The organism is Pseudomonas syringae, assembly GCF_000737245.1.
GTDB classification, from domain to species: domain Bacteria; phylum Pseudomonadota; class Gammaproteobacteria; order Pseudomonadales; family Pseudomonadaceae; genus Aquipseudomonas; species Aquipseudomonas syringae_J.
Genome location: NZ_JPQU01000046.1, coordinates 37068 through 52261 on the forward strand (window position 1 = coordinate 37068; position 15194 = coordinate 52261).

Below are 15194 nucleotides of genomic sequence, written 5' to 3' on the forward strand. Positions count from 1 at the left end.
GGTGCTTGGTCTGGCCCGCATCCGGACGATGAGACTGGGCGCGGTTAACCTACCGACCGCGTTGTCTGTATCGCGGGCAGGCCTCGCTCCCACAGGAGATGGAACGAGGGCGATCAAGCACTCACCCGCGCTTCGGCTGCGAGGCGGTTGATGGCGGATTCCAGATCGTCCAGCGCATGGTGCGCCAAGGGGGCATTTTGCTTGAGCAAGGTTTCGCTGCGTTGACATGCAGCACGTAATTGCGGAACTCCACAATATCGAGTCGCACCATGCAGGCGATGGACCCGTTCGATCAATGCTGACTGATCGTTGCTTTCCCGTGCGGCACGGATGGCTTCTCGGTCACTGTCCAGGGACGCCAGGAGCATGGCCAGCATGTCGGCGGCCAGATCCGGTTTGCCGGCGGCCAGTCTCAAGCCTTCCTCGTGATCGAGGACCAGCAGGTCTGCGCTCCTGCGTGGAACTTCCTGCTGACGTTCCGGCTGTTGGTTGCGCAACGCCAGGCCACTCCACTTCAGCACCACCTGAGCCAGTTGCCGTTCGCTGATCGGTTTGGTCAGGTAATCGTCCATGCCGCTCTGCAACAGCGAGCGCTTTTCGTTGGCCATGGCGTGGGCGGTGAGGGCGACGATAGGCAGCGGCGTGCTCTGGCGCTCGGTTTCCCAGGCGCGAATCGCTTCGGTGGTTTGCCGACCGTCCATGCCGGGCATCTGCACATCCATCAACGCCAGGTCGAAGGTCTGGGTTTGAACGGCATGCAGTGCCGCATAACCGCTGTCCACGGCGGTGACTTCGGCTCCCATGTCTTCGAGCAAGGTCTGCACCAGCAAAAGATTGGCCGGGTTGTCGTCGACGCAAAGCAAGCGTGGCGGGCGACTGGCCAGCGGTTCGGTGGCATCGCTGCGTGGGGTTTTCGGGTTGATCAATTCGCAAAGGGTGCGGCGCAGCTTGCGAGTACAGACGGGTTTGGACTGCAACTGGGTGTACATATCAGGCACGGCGAGCTGAAACAAAGCCTGCTCGGTGGTCGGACACAGGACCAATACTTTGCAGTCGAGGTTTTCAAGGTCCCAGATGTGCTGGCGCAATCTTTCCGGCGGCAACTCGTGGGCCGTGACGCCCAGCACGGCAAAGTTGATCGCAGAAGGCGTCTGATGCGCGGCGGTGACACCGTTGAGCAGGTTTTCCAGATTGTTGAACATCAGGGTTTGCAGCCCGCAATCTTCCAGCTGGTGTTCCAGTGCCTGGCGAGCCAGATCGTGCTGTTCAAGCACTCCGACCCGCAGCCCTTGCAAGGCCATTGCCGGGACATCTTCAATGTCGTCCCGGGCTTTTGGCAATTTCAGGCTGATCCAGAATTCCGAGCCTTCGCCCGGCGTGCTGTCTACCCCAATCTCGCCGCCCATCTGTTCGATGAGACGTTTGGAAATCACCAGCCCAAGCCCGGTGCCGCCGGGTTGTCGGGACAACGAATTGTCCGCCTGGCTGAATGCCTGGAACAGGGCGCGCACGTCCTGGCTGGACAGCCCGATACCGGTGTCCTGCACGCTGATGCGCAATTGTGCGCTGTCGTCGGTCTCGTCTTCGACCATCGCCCGGGCGACGATGGTGCCTTCGCGGGTGAACTTGATGGCGTTGCTGACCAGGTTGGTCATGATCTGTTTGAGTCGCAACGGGTCGCCCAAAAGCGACAGCGGTGTGTCACGGTAAACCAGGCTCACCAGCTCCAGCTGCTTGGCGTGGGCGGCGGGGGCGAGAATGGTCAGGGTGTCTTGCAGCAGATCCCGAAGGTTGAAGGGCACGTTGTCCAGCACCAGCTTCCCGGCTTCGATCTTCGAGAAGTCGAGAATCTCGTTGATGATGCTCAGCAGGCTGTCGGCGGATTTTTCGATGGTGCCCAGATAGTCATATTGGCGCGGCGTGAGATCACTCTTTTGCAGTAGATGAGTGAAACCGAGAATCCCGTTGAGCGGAGTACGGATCTCGTGGCTCATGTTGGCGAGGAATTCCGACTTGATGCGGCTGGCCTCCAGCGCCTCTTTGCGCGCCAGGTCCAGCTCGATGTTCTGGATCTCGATGGTTTCCAGATTCTGCCGCACGTCCTCGGTGGCTTGATCAATGCTGTGCTGCAGCTCTTCCTGGGCATTCTGCAAGGTGGCCGCCATGCGGTTGATGCCCGAGGCCAGCTCGTCCAGTTCCAGGCTGCCCAATGGCGGCAACCGCGTTTCCAGCCTGCCGTCCTTGAGCTGGGAAACCGCTTGTTTGATCAGACTGAGTGGCCCGTTGATCGCGCGACTCATGCGGATCGCCAGGACTGCGGTCAGGCCGACGCCAGCCAGGATCAGCAACAGGCTGGCGAACATGCTGCGATAGCCGCGCAGCAGCGTGCCGCTGTGGGACAGCTCCAGTTCTACCCAGCCCAGCAGTCGGTCGGCTTCTTCCGGGACCACTGCGCCGGTCAGGTGCCGCTGGCGGCCAAGTACCGGTAGCAAGTAGCGGGTGGCATCGCTTCCGGAGGTTTGCAGTAGTTCGTCACTGTTTCCGCTGGGCGGTGGATTGATCATGCTCGGGCCCGCGTGGGCCAGCATTTGCCGGTCTGCGCTGAGGAACGAAACTGAGCGCACGTCAGTCTGCTCCAGAGTTTCCACCGCGATGCGTTCGAGCAGCTTGGCGTCGCCGCGACTTAGCGCGGGTGCTGAAAGCGGAGCCAGCTCTTCGGCGATCATTTCCCCACGCTGCAATAACTGCGCTTGCAGGTCGTGCAACTGCATCCAGGTGAAATAACCGCCCAGCAACGTCGCCATCAGCATGGCAGGCAGAATGGTCAGCAGCAGTACGCGGCCTTTTATACCCAGCTTGGTCAGCACGCTTGTTCTCCAGCAGGCCAGGACGATCTTCGCTCGACTCGGGAGTTTGCCGAGATTGGGCCAGTGTAGCCACTAAACGCCGCTCAATCTCGGCAAATTGCCTGGCACGCCCCCTGTAGGTGCTCGCGCGCTCTAATCAAACATAAATCAATTATCTGAACTGGAATGCTGATTGTGTAGGAGCGCGCTTGCCCGCGATAGCGTTGTGTCAGCCACAATCCTTTATCGGAGCTGACGCCATCGCGGGCAAGCGCGCTCCTACAGGGTTCCGTGTTTGCTGTGCCACAGCGCGGGACCTCATACGAAAAAGCCGCGAAAACGATCGCGAAATACAGTTAAGGGGGGTGACCATGTAACAACTACCGTGCACTTATGCCATTTAGCGATAAGCCCCGCACTTTGCGTGATATGGGCTTTTGGCGTTTGCCGTTATGATAGGCGCCCCCGCAGTCTGGATTGCGAATACGCCATGACCTTGCAGTACCCAACCATTGCCGATTGCGTCGGCAACACTCCGCTCGTGCGTCTGCAACGCATGGCGGGTCATACCAGCAATACGCTTCTCCTGAAACTGGAGGGTAATAACCCTGCAGGTTCGGTCAAGGACCGTCCTGCACTGTCGATGATTACCCGTGCCGAGCTGCGCGGGCAGATCCATGCCGGCGACACCCTGATCGAAGCGACCTCCGGCAACACCGGTATCGCGCTGGCCATGGCTGCGGCGATCAAGGGTTACAGGATGATCCTGATCATGCCGGACAATTCCAGTGCCGAGCGCAAGGCGGCCATGACCGCCTACGGGGCCGAGCTGATTCTGGTCAGCAAGGAAGAAGGCATGGAGGGCGCCCGGGACCTGGCCGAGCGCATGCAGAATGAAGGCCGTGGCAAAGTCCTCGACCAGTTCGCCAACGGCGATAATCCTGAGGCGCACTACACCAGCACTGGTCCGGAGATCTGGCAGCAGACGGGCGGCACCATTACCCATTTCGTCAGCTCCATGGGCACCACCGGCACCATCATGGGTGTTTCGCGGTACCTGAAAGAGCAGAACCCCAACGTGCAGATCGTCGGTCTGCAACCCATGGAAGGTTCGGCCATTCCTGGTATCCGCCGCTGGCCGGAAGAATATCTGCCGCGCATCTACCAGGCGGACCGGGTGGATCGCATCGTCGATATGGATCAGACCGAAGCCGAAGACACCATGCGTCGTCTGGCGCGTGAGGAAGGCATCTTCTGTGGTGTTTCTTCTGGCGGAGCCGTTGCCGGGATGTTGCGTTTGTCTCGTGAAGTCGAAAATGCGGTCATGGTCGCGATCATTTGTGACCGTGGCGACCGTTACTTGTCGACCGGCGTCTACGACGCGCCTAACTGATGGCCAAGCACGAAAGAGGCCTGCGCTTTCAACCAGCAGGCGGTACTCGGGTCAATCAGATCCCGACCGGCAAAAAACAGCGCCTGACCATCGAGCGTCTTGCCAACGACGGGCGCGGTATTGCGTTCTTCGAGGGCAAGACCTGGTTTGTCGCCGGCAGTCTCGCGGGTGAAGAAGTCGAAGCCCGGGTCCTGAATGCCCACGGCAAAATCGTCGAAGCGCGCACCGAGCGAGTCTTGCAGGGCAGCGCCATGCGTCGCCCGGCCCCTTGTGCGCATTTCGGTCGGTGCGGCGGTTGCAGCGTGCAGCATGTGCCCCACACTGAACAACTTGCCCTCAAACAGCGCATGTTGGCGGAGCAGTTGATGCGTGTCGCAGGTGTCGAACCCGAGGAGTGGGCAGCGCCTCTGACCGGGTCGGAATTTGCCTACCGCAGACGTGCCCGGGTCGCGGTTCGCTGGGACGTCAAGGCCAAGCGGCTGGATGTGGGTTTCCGTGCGGCGGCCAGTCAGGACATCGTTGCGATTACTGAGTGCCCGGTGCTGGTACAGGCTTTGCAACCGATCATGATGCAGCTGCCTGCAATGCTGAAAAGTTTCAGCAAGCCACAGGTGCTGGGCCATGTCGAATTGTTCAGGGGAACGTCCAGCGCGGTGCTGGTCCGACATACCGCGCCGTTGGCGGAAGTCGACTTAAATACCTTGAAAGCATTTTGCCATACTCATGACGCACAACTATGGTTGCATGGCGAAGGTGATCCGCAACCGGTAGACCCGATCCAGACATTGGCTTATCGACTGGAGCCCTGGAACCTGGAGCTGGCTTATCGGCCGGGGGATTTCATTCAGGTCAATGAGGCGGTCAATACCGCGATGATCGAACAGGCGCTTGATTGGCTTGCACCTCAGGCTGATGAGCGGGTGCTGGATCTGTTCTGTGGGCTGGGCAACTTTGCCCTGCCACTGGCCAGAACGGTCAGTCAGGTGGTGGCAGTTGAAGGGGTTGCGACCATGGTCGAGCGTGCCACCCGCAACGCAATGAGTAATGTTCTGCATAACGTAGAATTTTTTCAGGCAGATTTGTCACAGCCGCTGGCGCAGGCGAACTGGGCCGCGCAAGGCTTTTCTGCAGTGCTCCTGGACCCACCGCGAGACGGTGCTTTGGAGGTGGTACGCAAGCTGAAAACACTAGGCGCCGGACGGTTGCTTTATGTTTCATGCAACCCGGCAACTTTGGCTCGCGACACTGTCGAATTGGTCAATCAGGGCTATCGATTAAAACGTGCCGGAATCCTCGATATGTTTCCACAGACAGCGCATGTCGAGGCGATGGCTTTATTTGAAGCGAGTAAGTAAGCCGCTGCCCAAGGAATCGAGTAAGCGGCTTACATGGAGTCTCGTTTAATCCGACTGGCCCGCGAACACCAGCCCTTGCTTGCCCGGCAAGGAGTGTTCGCTCAAGAAGGTCAGCGACTGTAGGCGCTATTCATCGCGCCTTAGGGAAGGTAAGCAACATGGTACAGGTGAGAGCACACCAGCCGATAAACACAGACGGCAGTATCAACCTCGACGCATGGCTTGATCATGTGGTCAGCGTCGACCTCATAGTGGATCGACAGGCTTTGAAAGAGGCCTGTGAGTTTGTCCGACAGGCCGAGCAGCAGGACAACGCTGCGAAGAACCTTTGGGCCGAAGGCACGTCCAGTTTTCGTACTGGCCTGGAAATCGCCGAGATCCTCGCGGACCTCAAACTTGATCAGGATTCGCTGGTTGCCGCGGTTTTGTACCGTGGCGTGCGCGAAGGCAAGATCCCCTTGCCGGATGTCGAGCAACGTTTTGGCGCCACCGTCGCCCGCCTGATCGATGGCGTGCTGCGCATGGCGGCGATCAGCGCCAGCCTCAGTCCGCGTCAGTCATTGGTGCTCGGCACTCAGGTTCAGGTGGAAAACCTGCGCAAGATGCTGGTGGCCATGGTCGATGACGTTCGCGTTGCGTTGATCAAGCTGGCCGAGCGCACCTGCGCGATCCGGGCGGTAAAGAATGCCGACGAAGAAAAGCGCAACCGGGTTGCCCGGGAAGTCTTCGACATCTACGCACCACTGGCCCATCGCCTGGGCATCGGTCATATCAAGTGGGAGCTGGAGGACCTGTCCTTCCGCTACCTTGAGCCTGAGCAATACAAACAGATCGCCAAGTTGCTGCATGAGCGGCGGCTGGACCGTGAGCGCTTCATCAGTGATGTGATGTCGCAACTGGACAACGAGCTGCTGGCCACCGGCGTCAAGGCTGATATCAGCGGCCGCGCCAAACACATCTATTCCATCTGGCGCAAAATGCAGCGCAAGGGCCTGGAATTCAGCCAGATCTACGACGTTCGCGCCGTGCGCGTGCTGGTTCCGGAAATGCGCGACTGCTACACCGCGCTGGGTATCGTGCATACCTTGTGGCGGCACATTCCCAAGGAGTTTGACGATTACATCGCCAATCCCAAGGAGAACGGCTATCGCTCACTGCATACGGCCGTCATCGGGCCGGAAGGCAAGGTGCTGGAAGTGCAGATCCGCACTCACGCCATGCACGAAGAGGCCGAGCTGGGTGTCTGTGCTCACTGGCGGTACAAGGGCACCGACGTCAAATCCGGCTCCAATCATTACGAAGAGAAAATCTCCTGGCTGCGTCAGGTGTTGGAGTGGCACGAAGAACTGGGTGATATCGGCGGCCTGGCTGAACAGCTGCGGGTCGATATCGAGCCGGATCGTGTCTACGTCTTCACCCCGGACGGCCACGCCATTGACTTGCCAAAGGGCGCGACACCGCTGGACTTCGCTTATCGGGTGCATACCGAAATCGGCCACAACTGCCGGGGCGCGAAGATCAACGGCCGGATCGTGCCGCTCAACTACAGCCTGCAAACCGGTGAGCAGGTCGAGATCATTACCAGCAAGCACGGCACGCCGAGCCGTGACTGGCTGAACTCGAACCTGGGTTACATCACCACCTCCAGAGCGCGGGCGAAAATCGTCCACTGGTTCAAATTGCAGGCGCGTGACCAGAACGTCGCAGCCGGCAGAACACTGCTTGAGCGTGAGCTGGCGCGCTTGGCGTTGCCGGCGGTGGACTTCGATCGGTTGGCGGAAAAAGCCAATCTCAATTCTGCCGAGGACATGTATGCGGCGCTGGGCGCGGGTGATCTGCGCCTGACCCAGTTGGTGAATCTGGCGCAGCAATTGGTTGAGCCGGAACGCGGCAACGAGCAGCTTGAACTGATCCCGCGCAAGGCCACTGGTTATAAGCCAGGCAAGCGTGGCGATATCCAGATTCAGGGCGTTGGTAACCTGATGACGCAAATGGCCGGCTGCTGCCAGCCGCTGCCGGGCGATGCCATCGTGGGCTACATCACTCAGGGTCGTGGGGTGAGTATTCACCGTCAGGACTGCGCTTCGGTCTTGCAGCTTGGCGGCCGCGAGCCGGAACGGATCATCCAGGTCAGTTGGGGCCCGGTGCCGGTGCTCACCTATCCGGTGGACATCATCATCCGCGCCTACGACCGTTCAGGTCTGCTGCGGGACGTTTCTCAGGTTCTGCTTAACGAGCGGATCAACGTGCTGGCCGTCAACACCCGCTCTAACAAGGAAGACAGCACCGCGCTGATGTCCCTGACCATCGAGATTCCAGGGCTGGATGCACTGGGCCGGTTGTTGGGGCGGATCTCGCAATTGCCGAACATTATTGAGACGCGGCGGAACCGAACGCCTTGAGGCGTAGCTGCCAGCTTCAAGCTACAAGCCGCAAGCGATACGCGGATATCTTGTAGCTTTTGGCTTGCCGCTTATCGCTGTGACCGAAGGGAACCCGATGTACACACTCCAAGACCTGCTTCACCTCATGGCCCGTCTGCGTGACCCGAAATTCGGTTGCCCCTGGGATGTGAAGCAGAATTACGCCAGCATCGTGCCGCACACCCTCGAAGAGGCGTATGAAGTGGCCGACGCCATCGAACGTGGTGACTTTGATGATCTCAAGGGCGAGCTGGGTGATTTGCTGTTTCAGGTCGTCTATTACAGCCAGCTGGCCAGGGAGGAGGGGCGTTTCGAGTTTGATGGCGTCATCGACGGCATTACCACCAAGCTGATCCGTCGCCACCCTCATGTTTTCCCCACGGGCGATTTGTACGCGCCACTGGAAACCCCGCGCCTGAGCGATGATCAGGTCAAGCAGCGCTGGGAAGAAATCAAGACTCAGGAGCGCGCTTCCAAGAGGGGCGTGCCGGAGCAACTGTCGCTGCTCGACGATGTGCCCGCTGTACTACCTGCCTTGTCCCGCGCCGCCAAATTGCAGAAGCGTGCCTCGCAGGTGGGTTTTGACTGGCCTGCGGCGTTGCCCGTGGTCGATAACGTGCGCGAAGAGCTGGATGAAGTGCTCGAAGCCATGGCGGATAACGATGCCGAGGGCATTGCCGAAGAGGTCGGTGACCTGCTGTTTGCAGCAGTGAATCTGGCAAGGCACCTCAAGGTCGACCCGGAAAATGCTTTACGCGCCGCCAATAATAAATTCGAGCGCCGCTTCAGATTTATCGAACAGGCATTGCGCCAGACCCAGCGTCCCATGGAAGATTGCACCCTCGAAGAAATGGACGCTCTCTGGGGCGAAGCCAAACGTCAGGAAAAAAACGCGCCCAGCTGTGGCTGAGCCCGCTGCATAAGTGAGTAAACAATGAGCATTTCCCTTCGCGATCAGTTGCTCAAGGCAGGTCTGGTCAACCAGAAGCAGGCCAAGCAGGTCAGCAAAGACAAGCAGAAAGAACAGCGTCTGGCCCACAAAGGTCAGGTGGAAATCGACGACTCGCAAAAGCGTGCAGCCCAGGAAGCCATGGCCGAAAAGGCCAAGCGCGATCAGGAGCTAAATCGTCAGCAGCAGGAAAAAGTCGAGCAGAAGGCACGAGCGGCGCAGATCAAGCAATTGATTGAAAGCTCACGCCTGCCGAAGCTGACCACCGAGGATTACTACAACTTCGTCGATGACAAGAAGGTCAAGCGTCTGTCGGTCAACAACCTGATGCGCAGCAAGCTCAGCAACGGCTCGCTGGCGATCGTGACTCACGCAGGTGGCTACGAAGTCATCCCTCGTGAAGCGGCGCTGAAGATCCAGGAGCGCGACCCACGTCGCGTCGTGCTGCTCAGCGAGCCGACGGAAGAGAAAGTCGAAGGCGATGATCCTTATGCGGCCTACAAGATCCCTGACGATCTGATGTGGTAACGGATCCTGATACAAACAAAACCCGCTCATGGCGGGTTTTGTTTTTTAGCGATTCTGAAATGACTGCTTACTGGGTGCGGCGGCTTTCCTGCTCTTCCAGCTCCATTTTGTACCGGTGCGCATCCGACTCAACGTGGAACATGCCGACCAGCTGATCCTGCTGATAGACGTCCCAGATTTGAATGCCATCGGCAATGCTTTCATGGGAGATATGGGCGTCGTCGCGTTCACTTACTCTTACGGTCATAGTTCAAACTCCTGACTTGGACTGCGGCGATCTGTCGCAGGCCTCAGTTATAGAATTTGTTAGCTGACTACGTAAATAGCTTGTTTTTTTCATGTTCGATGCAAGGGGCGATCGGGGTGCTGCAGGCCTTTATTCATAAGGGTTGTAGCGGGGCTGGCGGGTAAATGAAGATTATTTCATGTAGTGCGCGCAGGTTCAGACTGACCGCGCTCTTTCCTGTGGGAGCGGTGCTTGCCCGCGATAAGGGCACCGCAAATCTAAAGTGAACTGCGTCCAGCTTTATCGCGGGCAAGCACCGCTCCCACAGGGATTGCGTTTTTCCAGCAACACCGTTAAAAAAAAGCCCCGCTCAACGGCGGGGCTCTCTAATGGCTGCGGGGCTAAATCAGCTGCCTTTAACCGCTTTACCATTCACCGTGCCGTCCAGCAGCATGATGTTGTATTCCTTGCCGTCGGTTTCGACCTGTTGCAGGCGAACCAGTAGGTAATCCCAATCCTTGGCAAACCACAGCACCGTGATGCGCTTGCTTTGTGTCGGGTCACGGACGCGTTCGACCTTGATGGCGTCGATCTGGCCCGCCTTGGTCGCCACTTTCTCGGCGCCCAGTACCCGGAAGTCATAAGTATCCACTTCGTCACCGTCGACGACCTGATAGCTCATGCTCTTCTTGCCAGCGGCCACGTCGTGCTGCAACGCCAGCTGATAGGTAGATTTATCGAGAATGCCGCGATTGAGTGGCAGCTTGACCGCATCGCCGCGATCAGTCCCGGTGATGAATTTATTGGACCAGTCGAACGCCAGATCAACCTTCTTGGATTTACCCAGGCCGCCTCGCTCGAAGTTATAGGTCTGCGGCAGCAGGGTGTCCTTGTCGACCTTCAGGGTGCTGACTTCGGTCAGGCTGGCGATCATCATGGAGGCTTTGAAATTAAGGGTCCAGACGCCGTTAGGGCCGGACTCCAGGCTGCGTTCTGCCGTACCGCTCATGGGCAGTTGCTTCCAGTCGGCGGTGTAGCTGGCGGAGAACGGTTGCAGGTCGGTTGCCTGGGCAGCAGGCAGGGCGAGCAAGGCCAAAGCGAAAAGCAAAGCGCGACGCATAATATCTCCTAGGTTCGAATCAAGTGGCCATGGGCGGCGAGTAACTGACCGTCCAATAATGCGCCTTCTTCGCCAAGGCTCAAGCGGCCTTCAGCGAACCAGCGGATTGCCAGCGGATAAATATGATGTTCCTGGGTATGAACGCGTTGGGCCAGGGTCGTCGGAGAGTCATCAGGCTCTACCGAAATGACTGACTGTATGACCAGTGGTCCGCCGTCGAGTTCCTCGGTGACGAAGTGCACGCTGCAGCCGTGCTCGGCGTCGCCAGCTTCCAACACCCGTTGATGGGTGTGCAAGCCTTTGTAGCGAGGAAGCAGGGAAGGGTGAATGTTCAACAGGCGACCCTGATAATGCCGCACGAATCCGGCAGTCAGGATTCGCATGAAACCGGCAAGCACCACCAGCTGTGGCTGGTAGCTGTCGATCAGTTGCATGAGCGCACCGTCGAAGGCTTCGCGACCTTCGTAAGCCTTGTGGTCAAGTACGCAGGTCTCGATGCCTGCGTCCCGAGCGCGTTGCAAGCCGAAAGCATCGGCGCGGTTGGAGATCACCGCGCGAATGCGGGCGGGATGGTCCCCGCCCTTGAAGCTGTCGATCATGGCTTGCAGATTACCGCCGGTGCCGGACAGCAGCACCACAACATCGCAGGTTGCAGGCATCAGTGCGCCTTGAGGTTTTTCAGCTCAACTTGTGCAGCGCCTTCGGCAGCGGTGCCGATCTGGCCGATCACCCAAGGCTGCTCGCCTGCTTCACGCAAGACGTTCAGCGAAGTTTCAACGTGCTCTTGAGCGACGCAGATCACCATGCCAACGCCGCAGTTCAGCACGCGGTGCATCTCGTGTTCATCAACGTTGCCTTGCTGCTGCAGCCAGTCGAATACCGCTGGACGCTGCCAGCTGGCGACATCGACCACGGCCTGAGCGCCGGCTGGCAGAACGCGTGGGATGTTGTCCAGCAGACCGCCGCCGGTGATGTGGGCCATGGCTTTGACCGCGCCAGTGTCCTTGATCAGCTTGAGCAGTTGTTTGACGTAGATACGAGTCGGGGCCATCAGCAGTTCGGTCAGCGGCTTGCCGTCGAGCTGGATGTTTTCGATATCGGCACCGGCGACTTCGATGATCTTGCGGATCAGCGAGTAACCGTTGGAGTGCGGGCCGGACGATGGCAGGGCGAGCAGGGCGTCACCGGCAGCTACTTTCGAGCCGTCGATGATGTCGGCTTTTTCCACGACGCCAACGCAGAAACCGGCCAGGTCGTAGTCTTCGCCTTCGTACATGCCAGGCATTTCAGCTGTTTCGCCGCCCACCAGCGAGCAACCCGCCAGTTCACAGCCAGCGCCGATACCGGTGACAACATCGGCCGCAGTGTCGACGTTGAGTTTGCCGGTGGCGTAGTAATCGAGGAAGAACAGCGGCTCTGCGCCACAGACCACCAGGTCGTTGACGCACATGGCAACCAGATCGATACCGATGGTGTCGTGCTTGTTCAGGTTCAGCGCCAGACGCAGCTTGGTGCCAACGCCGTCGGTGCCGGAAACCAGAACCGGCTGCTTGTAGCCTGCCGGGATTTCGCAGAGGGCGCCGAAGCCACCCAGGCCGCCCATGACTTCTGGCCGCTTGGTGCGCTTGGCGACGCTCTTGATGCGTTCGACCAATGCTTCACCGGCGTCGATGTCTACACCGGCGTCTTTGTAGCTCAGGGAGGGTTGCTTGCTCATAATCCAGGCCTTTAGGGGGGATTCGGGGGATCGACCGAAATAGCGGGGCCTCTGAAAATCTGCATGCAGTTTTTCGGGCCGCCACCATCGCCAGTCTGCGAAGGCGCGCGATTTTATCAGGCTTGGGCGGCAGCGGCCATCCTTAGGCCGACGGGCTGGCCCTCTGGATACAAAATAAACCCGTTACAACTTGGCTGACTGGTTCGGCGAAGACTCGATTAGGTGTAGCCTTTGTCTCCAATGTGAATGATTGACCGCTTGTTGCGGTCTCAAACACGTCAGCCATTTCTGACGCGGCTTCCTTCTTGGCCGCTTTTTTTCCGTTCGGGAACTGTTTATGCGTCTTTCGAGATTCTTTTTTGCCGGCTGCCTGTCATTGCTCAGTCTGCCGAGCTTCGCTGAAACCGTTAATAACCTCTATCAAGTGCGTGAGCCGGTCAGTGGCCAGTCTCCTGATGAGCGTACCCGTGCCACTCAGGCGGCACTGGAAACCCTGGTCCTGCGCCTGACCGGCGATGCCAAGGCGCCGCAGAGTCCGGCGCTGGCCGAGTTGCGCAAGGATCCCCAGCAGGTCATCAGCCAATACGGCTACGAGGCCGGACCACCGGAATCCCTGCTGGTAGATTTCGATCCGGTCAGCACTGACCGTTCATTGCGTCAGGCGGGTCTGTCCCTCTGGGGTAGCAATCGACCGACCATTCTCGGCTGGTGGCTGAACGACGCAACCGAGGGTTCCAATCTGGTCGGTGACGGCCAGAGCGCTGCCGAACCGCTGCGGCGTGCGGCTCAGCATCGTGGTCTGCCATTGCGCCTGCCCCTTGCTGACCTTGGCGAGCAGAGCGTCGGCACCGCAAAAAATCTTGAAGGCACCGATGCTGCTCCTCTTAAAGAAGCCTCTGAGCGTTATGGCGCCGACGCGCTGCTGGCAGTGCATGCCAAGGAGGAGGCCGGTCAATGGCAAGGCAAATGGCGGCTGTGGATGGGCGACAAGCGCGAGCAGGGCACCGCAACCGGCGCCAGCTCCGAGGCCTTGGCTGACGCCGTGTTGTTGGCCGTGAGTGAGCGGCTTGCCCCACGCTTCGTCGTCAAGCCTGGCGCGAGCACGGGGATGCTGCTGCAAGTGCAGGGCATGAATCTGGAGCGCTATGCGCAACTGATGCAGTTACTCGAACCATTTGGCGCGCGTCTGAAGTCTGTTGAAGGCGATCGCATCATGTATGAGGTCAGTGGCAGCGCTGAGCAGATCCGCTCGCAATTGGCGCTGGCCAAGTTGCAGGAAACGCCGGCACCTGAAGTCGCTCCGGTGGCTCAGGCTCCTGTCAATGCTACAGGTGCGGTTCAGGCTCCAGCACCGATGATCGTGCCTGCTCCGGCGGCGCAACTGTATTTCCGCTGGTAAATCACTAGACGTATCCATGAGTAGTAAGGGGTTTTGATGACTGACACACGGCGCTGGTTCTGGCTCGGCGGGATTGTCCTGCTGTTCCTGTTTGTGTTCTTGCTGCACTCGATTCTGACCCCGTTTCTGGTCGCGCTGCTGCTCGCGTACATGGGCGACCCGCTGACCGACAAGCTGGAAAAGCTCGGCCTGTCGCGGACCTTGAGTGTGGTGGCGGTGTTTGCCCTGTTCACCCTGATCTTCATGGGCCTGCTGTTGATTCTGGTGCCAATGCTGGCCAAGCAACTGTTCCGCCTTTATGAGCTGGCGCCGCAAATGCTCGACTGGTTGCAGCACACTGCCTTGCCTTGGGTGCAGACCAAGTTCGGCCTGGCCGACGGTTTCTGGAAATTCGACAAGGTCAAAGCGGCCATCTCCGAGCATATGGGGCAGACCGGCGATATCGTCGGCGTGGTGCTTTCCAAGGCCACGGCGTCGAGCCTTGCGTTAATTGGCTTTATTACCAATCTGGTGCTGATCCCGGTGGTCTGTTTCTACCTGCTGCGGGACTGGGATGTGATGATGGCCAAGATTCGCAGCCTGCTGCCGCGTCATCGCGAAGAGCAGGTCGTGAAGCTGGCAGGTGAATGCCACGAAGTACTGGGCGCCTTTATTCGCGGGCAATTGCTGGTGATGGTGGGCCTGGGCGTTATTTACGCTGCTGGCCTTATGCTGGTGGGCCTGGAACTGGGGCTGTTGATCGGGGTAATCGCCGGGCTTGCCGCGATCGTTCCTTATATGGGCTTTGTGATCGGTATCGGCGCGGCGCTGATTGCCGGGCTGTTCCAGTTTGGCGGCGATCTCTACCCAATGTTGGGCATTGCGGCGGTATTCATGATTGGTCAGGCGCTGGAAGGTATGGTTCTGACCCCCTTGCTGGTGGGCGACCGCATTGGCCTGCACCCGGTGGCGGTGATCTTCGCGATCCTGGCGGGCGGCGAATTGTTTGGCTTCACCGGCATCCTGCTTGCGCTGCCGGTGGCGGCGGTGATCATGGTGCTGGTGCGGCACATGCACGACATCTATAAAGAGTCGGATATCTACGGTGGGGCGCAGGATCCGGAGTTGTAGGGGCGACCGCCCGCGGGTTGGGGGAGGAATACAATCTCATGTGGGAGCGGTGCTTGCCCGCGATGCAGGCATACTGAAGTGCGCCCCAAAAGTTGGACACCCGTCCAACCTCTGGGGTGTTTTTCATG

The 15194-nt window shown here is 59.1% G+C and carries 12 protein-coding genes; 7 read left to right on the forward strand and 5 right to left on the reverse strand.

The window, feature by feature from the left end; translation table 11 throughout:
* Positions 1-113 precede the first annotated feature (113 nt).
* The gene (locus IV01_RS08535; RefSeq protein WP_032629921.1) at positions 114-2867 is read right to left on the reverse strand and encodes a response regulator; all 2754 of its coding nucleotides are present in this window, start codon (positions 2865-2867) and stop codon (positions 114-116) included.
* A gap of 469 nt (positions 2868-3336) precedes the next feature.
* On the opposite strand from IV01_RS08535, the gene cysM reads away from it, so the two are divergent.
* The 5 genes from cysM (at position 3337) to IV01_RS08510 (ending at position 9494) form a co-directional block, all read left to right on the forward strand.
* A complete protein-coding gene (gene cysM / locus IV01_RS08530) occupies positions 3337-4239 on the forward strand; it encodes a cysteine synthase CysM (protein WP_032629922.1) in 903 nt (300 codons plus the stop codon).
* Positions 4239-5594, forward strand: coding sequence for a 23S rRNA (uracil(1939)-C(5))-methyltransferase RlmD (gene rlmD, locus IV01_RS08525; protein WP_032629923.1), 1356 nt, complete (start codon positions 4239-4241; stop codon positions 5592-5594). The genes cysM and rlmD overlap by 1 nt, the downstream gene beginning before the upstream one ends.
* 158 nt (positions 5595-5752) lie before the next feature.
* Positions 5753-7996 (forward strand): GTP diphosphokinase, encoded by a 2244-nt coding sequence (relA, locus tag IV01_RS08520; protein ID WP_032629924.1) that lies wholly within the window; start codon positions 5753-5755, stop codon positions 7994-7996.
* 97 nt (positions 7997-8093) lie between these two features.
* Positions 8094-8927: a nucleoside triphosphate pyrophosphohydrolase gene (gene mazG / locus IV01_RS08515; RefSeq protein WP_032629925.1), complete on the forward strand. Its 834-nt coding sequence runs from the start codon at positions 8094-8096 to the stop codon at positions 8925-8927.
* A gap of 24 nt (positions 8928-8951) precedes the next feature.
* Positions 8952-9494 (forward strand): DUF2058 domain-containing protein, encoded by a 543-nt coding sequence (locus IV01_RS08510; protein WP_032629926.1) that lies wholly within the window; start codon positions 8952-8954, stop codon positions 9492-9494.
* A 67-nt stretch (positions 9495-9561) separates the two neighbouring features.
* Here the strand turns inward: IV01_RS08510 and IV01_RS08505 are convergent, their stop codons facing one another.
* The 4 genes from IV01_RS08505 to purM all read right to left on the reverse strand — a co-directional run bounded on the left by IV01_RS08505 (position 9562) and on the right by purM (position 12557).
* On the reverse strand, positions 9562-9741 hold the full coding sequence (locus IV01_RS08505) for a hypothetical protein (RefSeq protein WP_032629927.1): 180 nt from the start codon (positions 9739-9741) through the stop codon (positions 9562-9564).
* A 385-nt stretch (positions 9742-10126) separates the two neighbouring features.
* The gene (locus IV01_RS08500; RefSeq protein WP_032629928.1) at positions 10127-10840 is read right to left on the reverse strand and encodes a DUF3108 domain-containing protein; all 714 of its coding nucleotides are present in this window, start codon (positions 10838-10840) and stop codon (positions 10127-10129) included.
* A gap of 8 nt (positions 10841-10848) precedes the next feature.
* Positions 10849-11499, reverse strand: coding sequence for a phosphoribosylglycinamide formyltransferase (gene purN / locus IV01_RS08495; protein ID WP_032629929.1), 651 nt, complete (start codon positions 11497-11499; stop codon positions 10849-10851).
* Positions 11499-12557, reverse strand: a complete 1059-nt coding sequence (gene purM / locus IV01_RS08490; protein ID WP_032629930.1) for a phosphoribosylformylglycinamidine cyclo-ligase — start codon at positions 12555-12557, stop codon at positions 11499-11501. The genes purN and purM overlap by 1 nt, the downstream gene beginning before the upstream one ends.
* A 337-nt stretch (positions 12558-12894) precedes the next feature.
* On the opposite strand from purM, the gene IV01_RS08485 reads away from it, so the two are divergent.
* On the forward strand, positions 12895-13956 hold the full coding sequence (locus IV01_RS08485) for a DUF2066 domain-containing protein (protein WP_032629931.1): 1062 nt from the start codon (positions 12895-12897) through the stop codon (positions 13954-13956).
* A 36-nt stretch (positions 13957-13992) separates the two neighbouring features.
* Complete coding sequence (locus IV01_RS08480) at positions 13993-15066, forward strand: AI-2E family transporter (protein WP_032629932.1); 1074 nt, start codon at positions 13993-13995, stop codon at positions 15064-15066.
* Positions 15067-15194: the final 128 nt, after the last annotated feature.

What these genes read in the sequence shown, in the direction of transcription:
- IV01_RS08505 (WP_032629927.1), bottom strand. Translation starts at nt 9,741, where the DNA reads ATGACCGTAAGAGTAAGTGAACGCGACGACGCCCATATCTCCCATGAA.
- IV01_RS08485 (WP_032629931.1), top strand. Translation starts at nt 12,895, where the DNA reads ATGCGTCTTTCGAGATTCTTTTTTGCCGGCTGCCTGTCATTGCTCAGT.
- IV01_RS08480 (WP_032629932.1), top strand. Translation starts at nt 13,993, where the DNA reads ATGACTGACACACGGCGCTGGTTCTGGCTCGGCGGGATTGTCCTGCTG.
- purM (WP_032629930.1), bottom strand. Translation starts at nt 12,557, where the DNA reads ATGAGCAAGCAACCCTCCCTGAGCTACAAAGACGCCGGTGTAGACATC.
- IV01_RS08500 (WP_032629928.1), bottom strand. Translation starts at nt 10,840, where the DNA reads ATGCGTCGCGCTTTGCTTTTCGCTTTGGCCTTGCTCGCCCTGCCTGCT.
- rlmD (WP_032629923.1), top strand. Translation starts at nt 4,239, where the DNA reads ATGGCCAAGCACGAAAGAGGCCTGCGCTTTCAACCAGCAGGCGGTACT.
- relA (WP_032629924.1), top strand. Translation starts at nt 5,753, where the DNA reads ATGGTACAGGTGAGAGCACACCAGCCGATAAACACAGACGGCAGTATC.
- cysM (WP_032629922.1), top strand. Translation starts at nt 3,337, where the DNA reads ATGACCTTGCAGTACCCAACCATTGCCGATTGCGTCGGCAACACTCCG.
- mazG (WP_032629925.1), top strand. Translation starts at nt 8,094, where the DNA reads ATGTACACACTCCAAGACCTGCTTCACCTCATGGCCCGTCTGCGTGAC.
- IV01_RS08510 (WP_032629926.1), top strand. Translation starts at nt 8,952, where the DNA reads ATGAGCATTTCCCTTCGCGATCAGTTGCTCAAGGCAGGTCTGGTCAAC.
- purN (WP_032629929.1), bottom strand. Translation starts at nt 11,499, where the DNA reads ATGCCTGCAACCTGCGATGTTGTGGTGCTGCTGTCCGGCACCGGCGGT.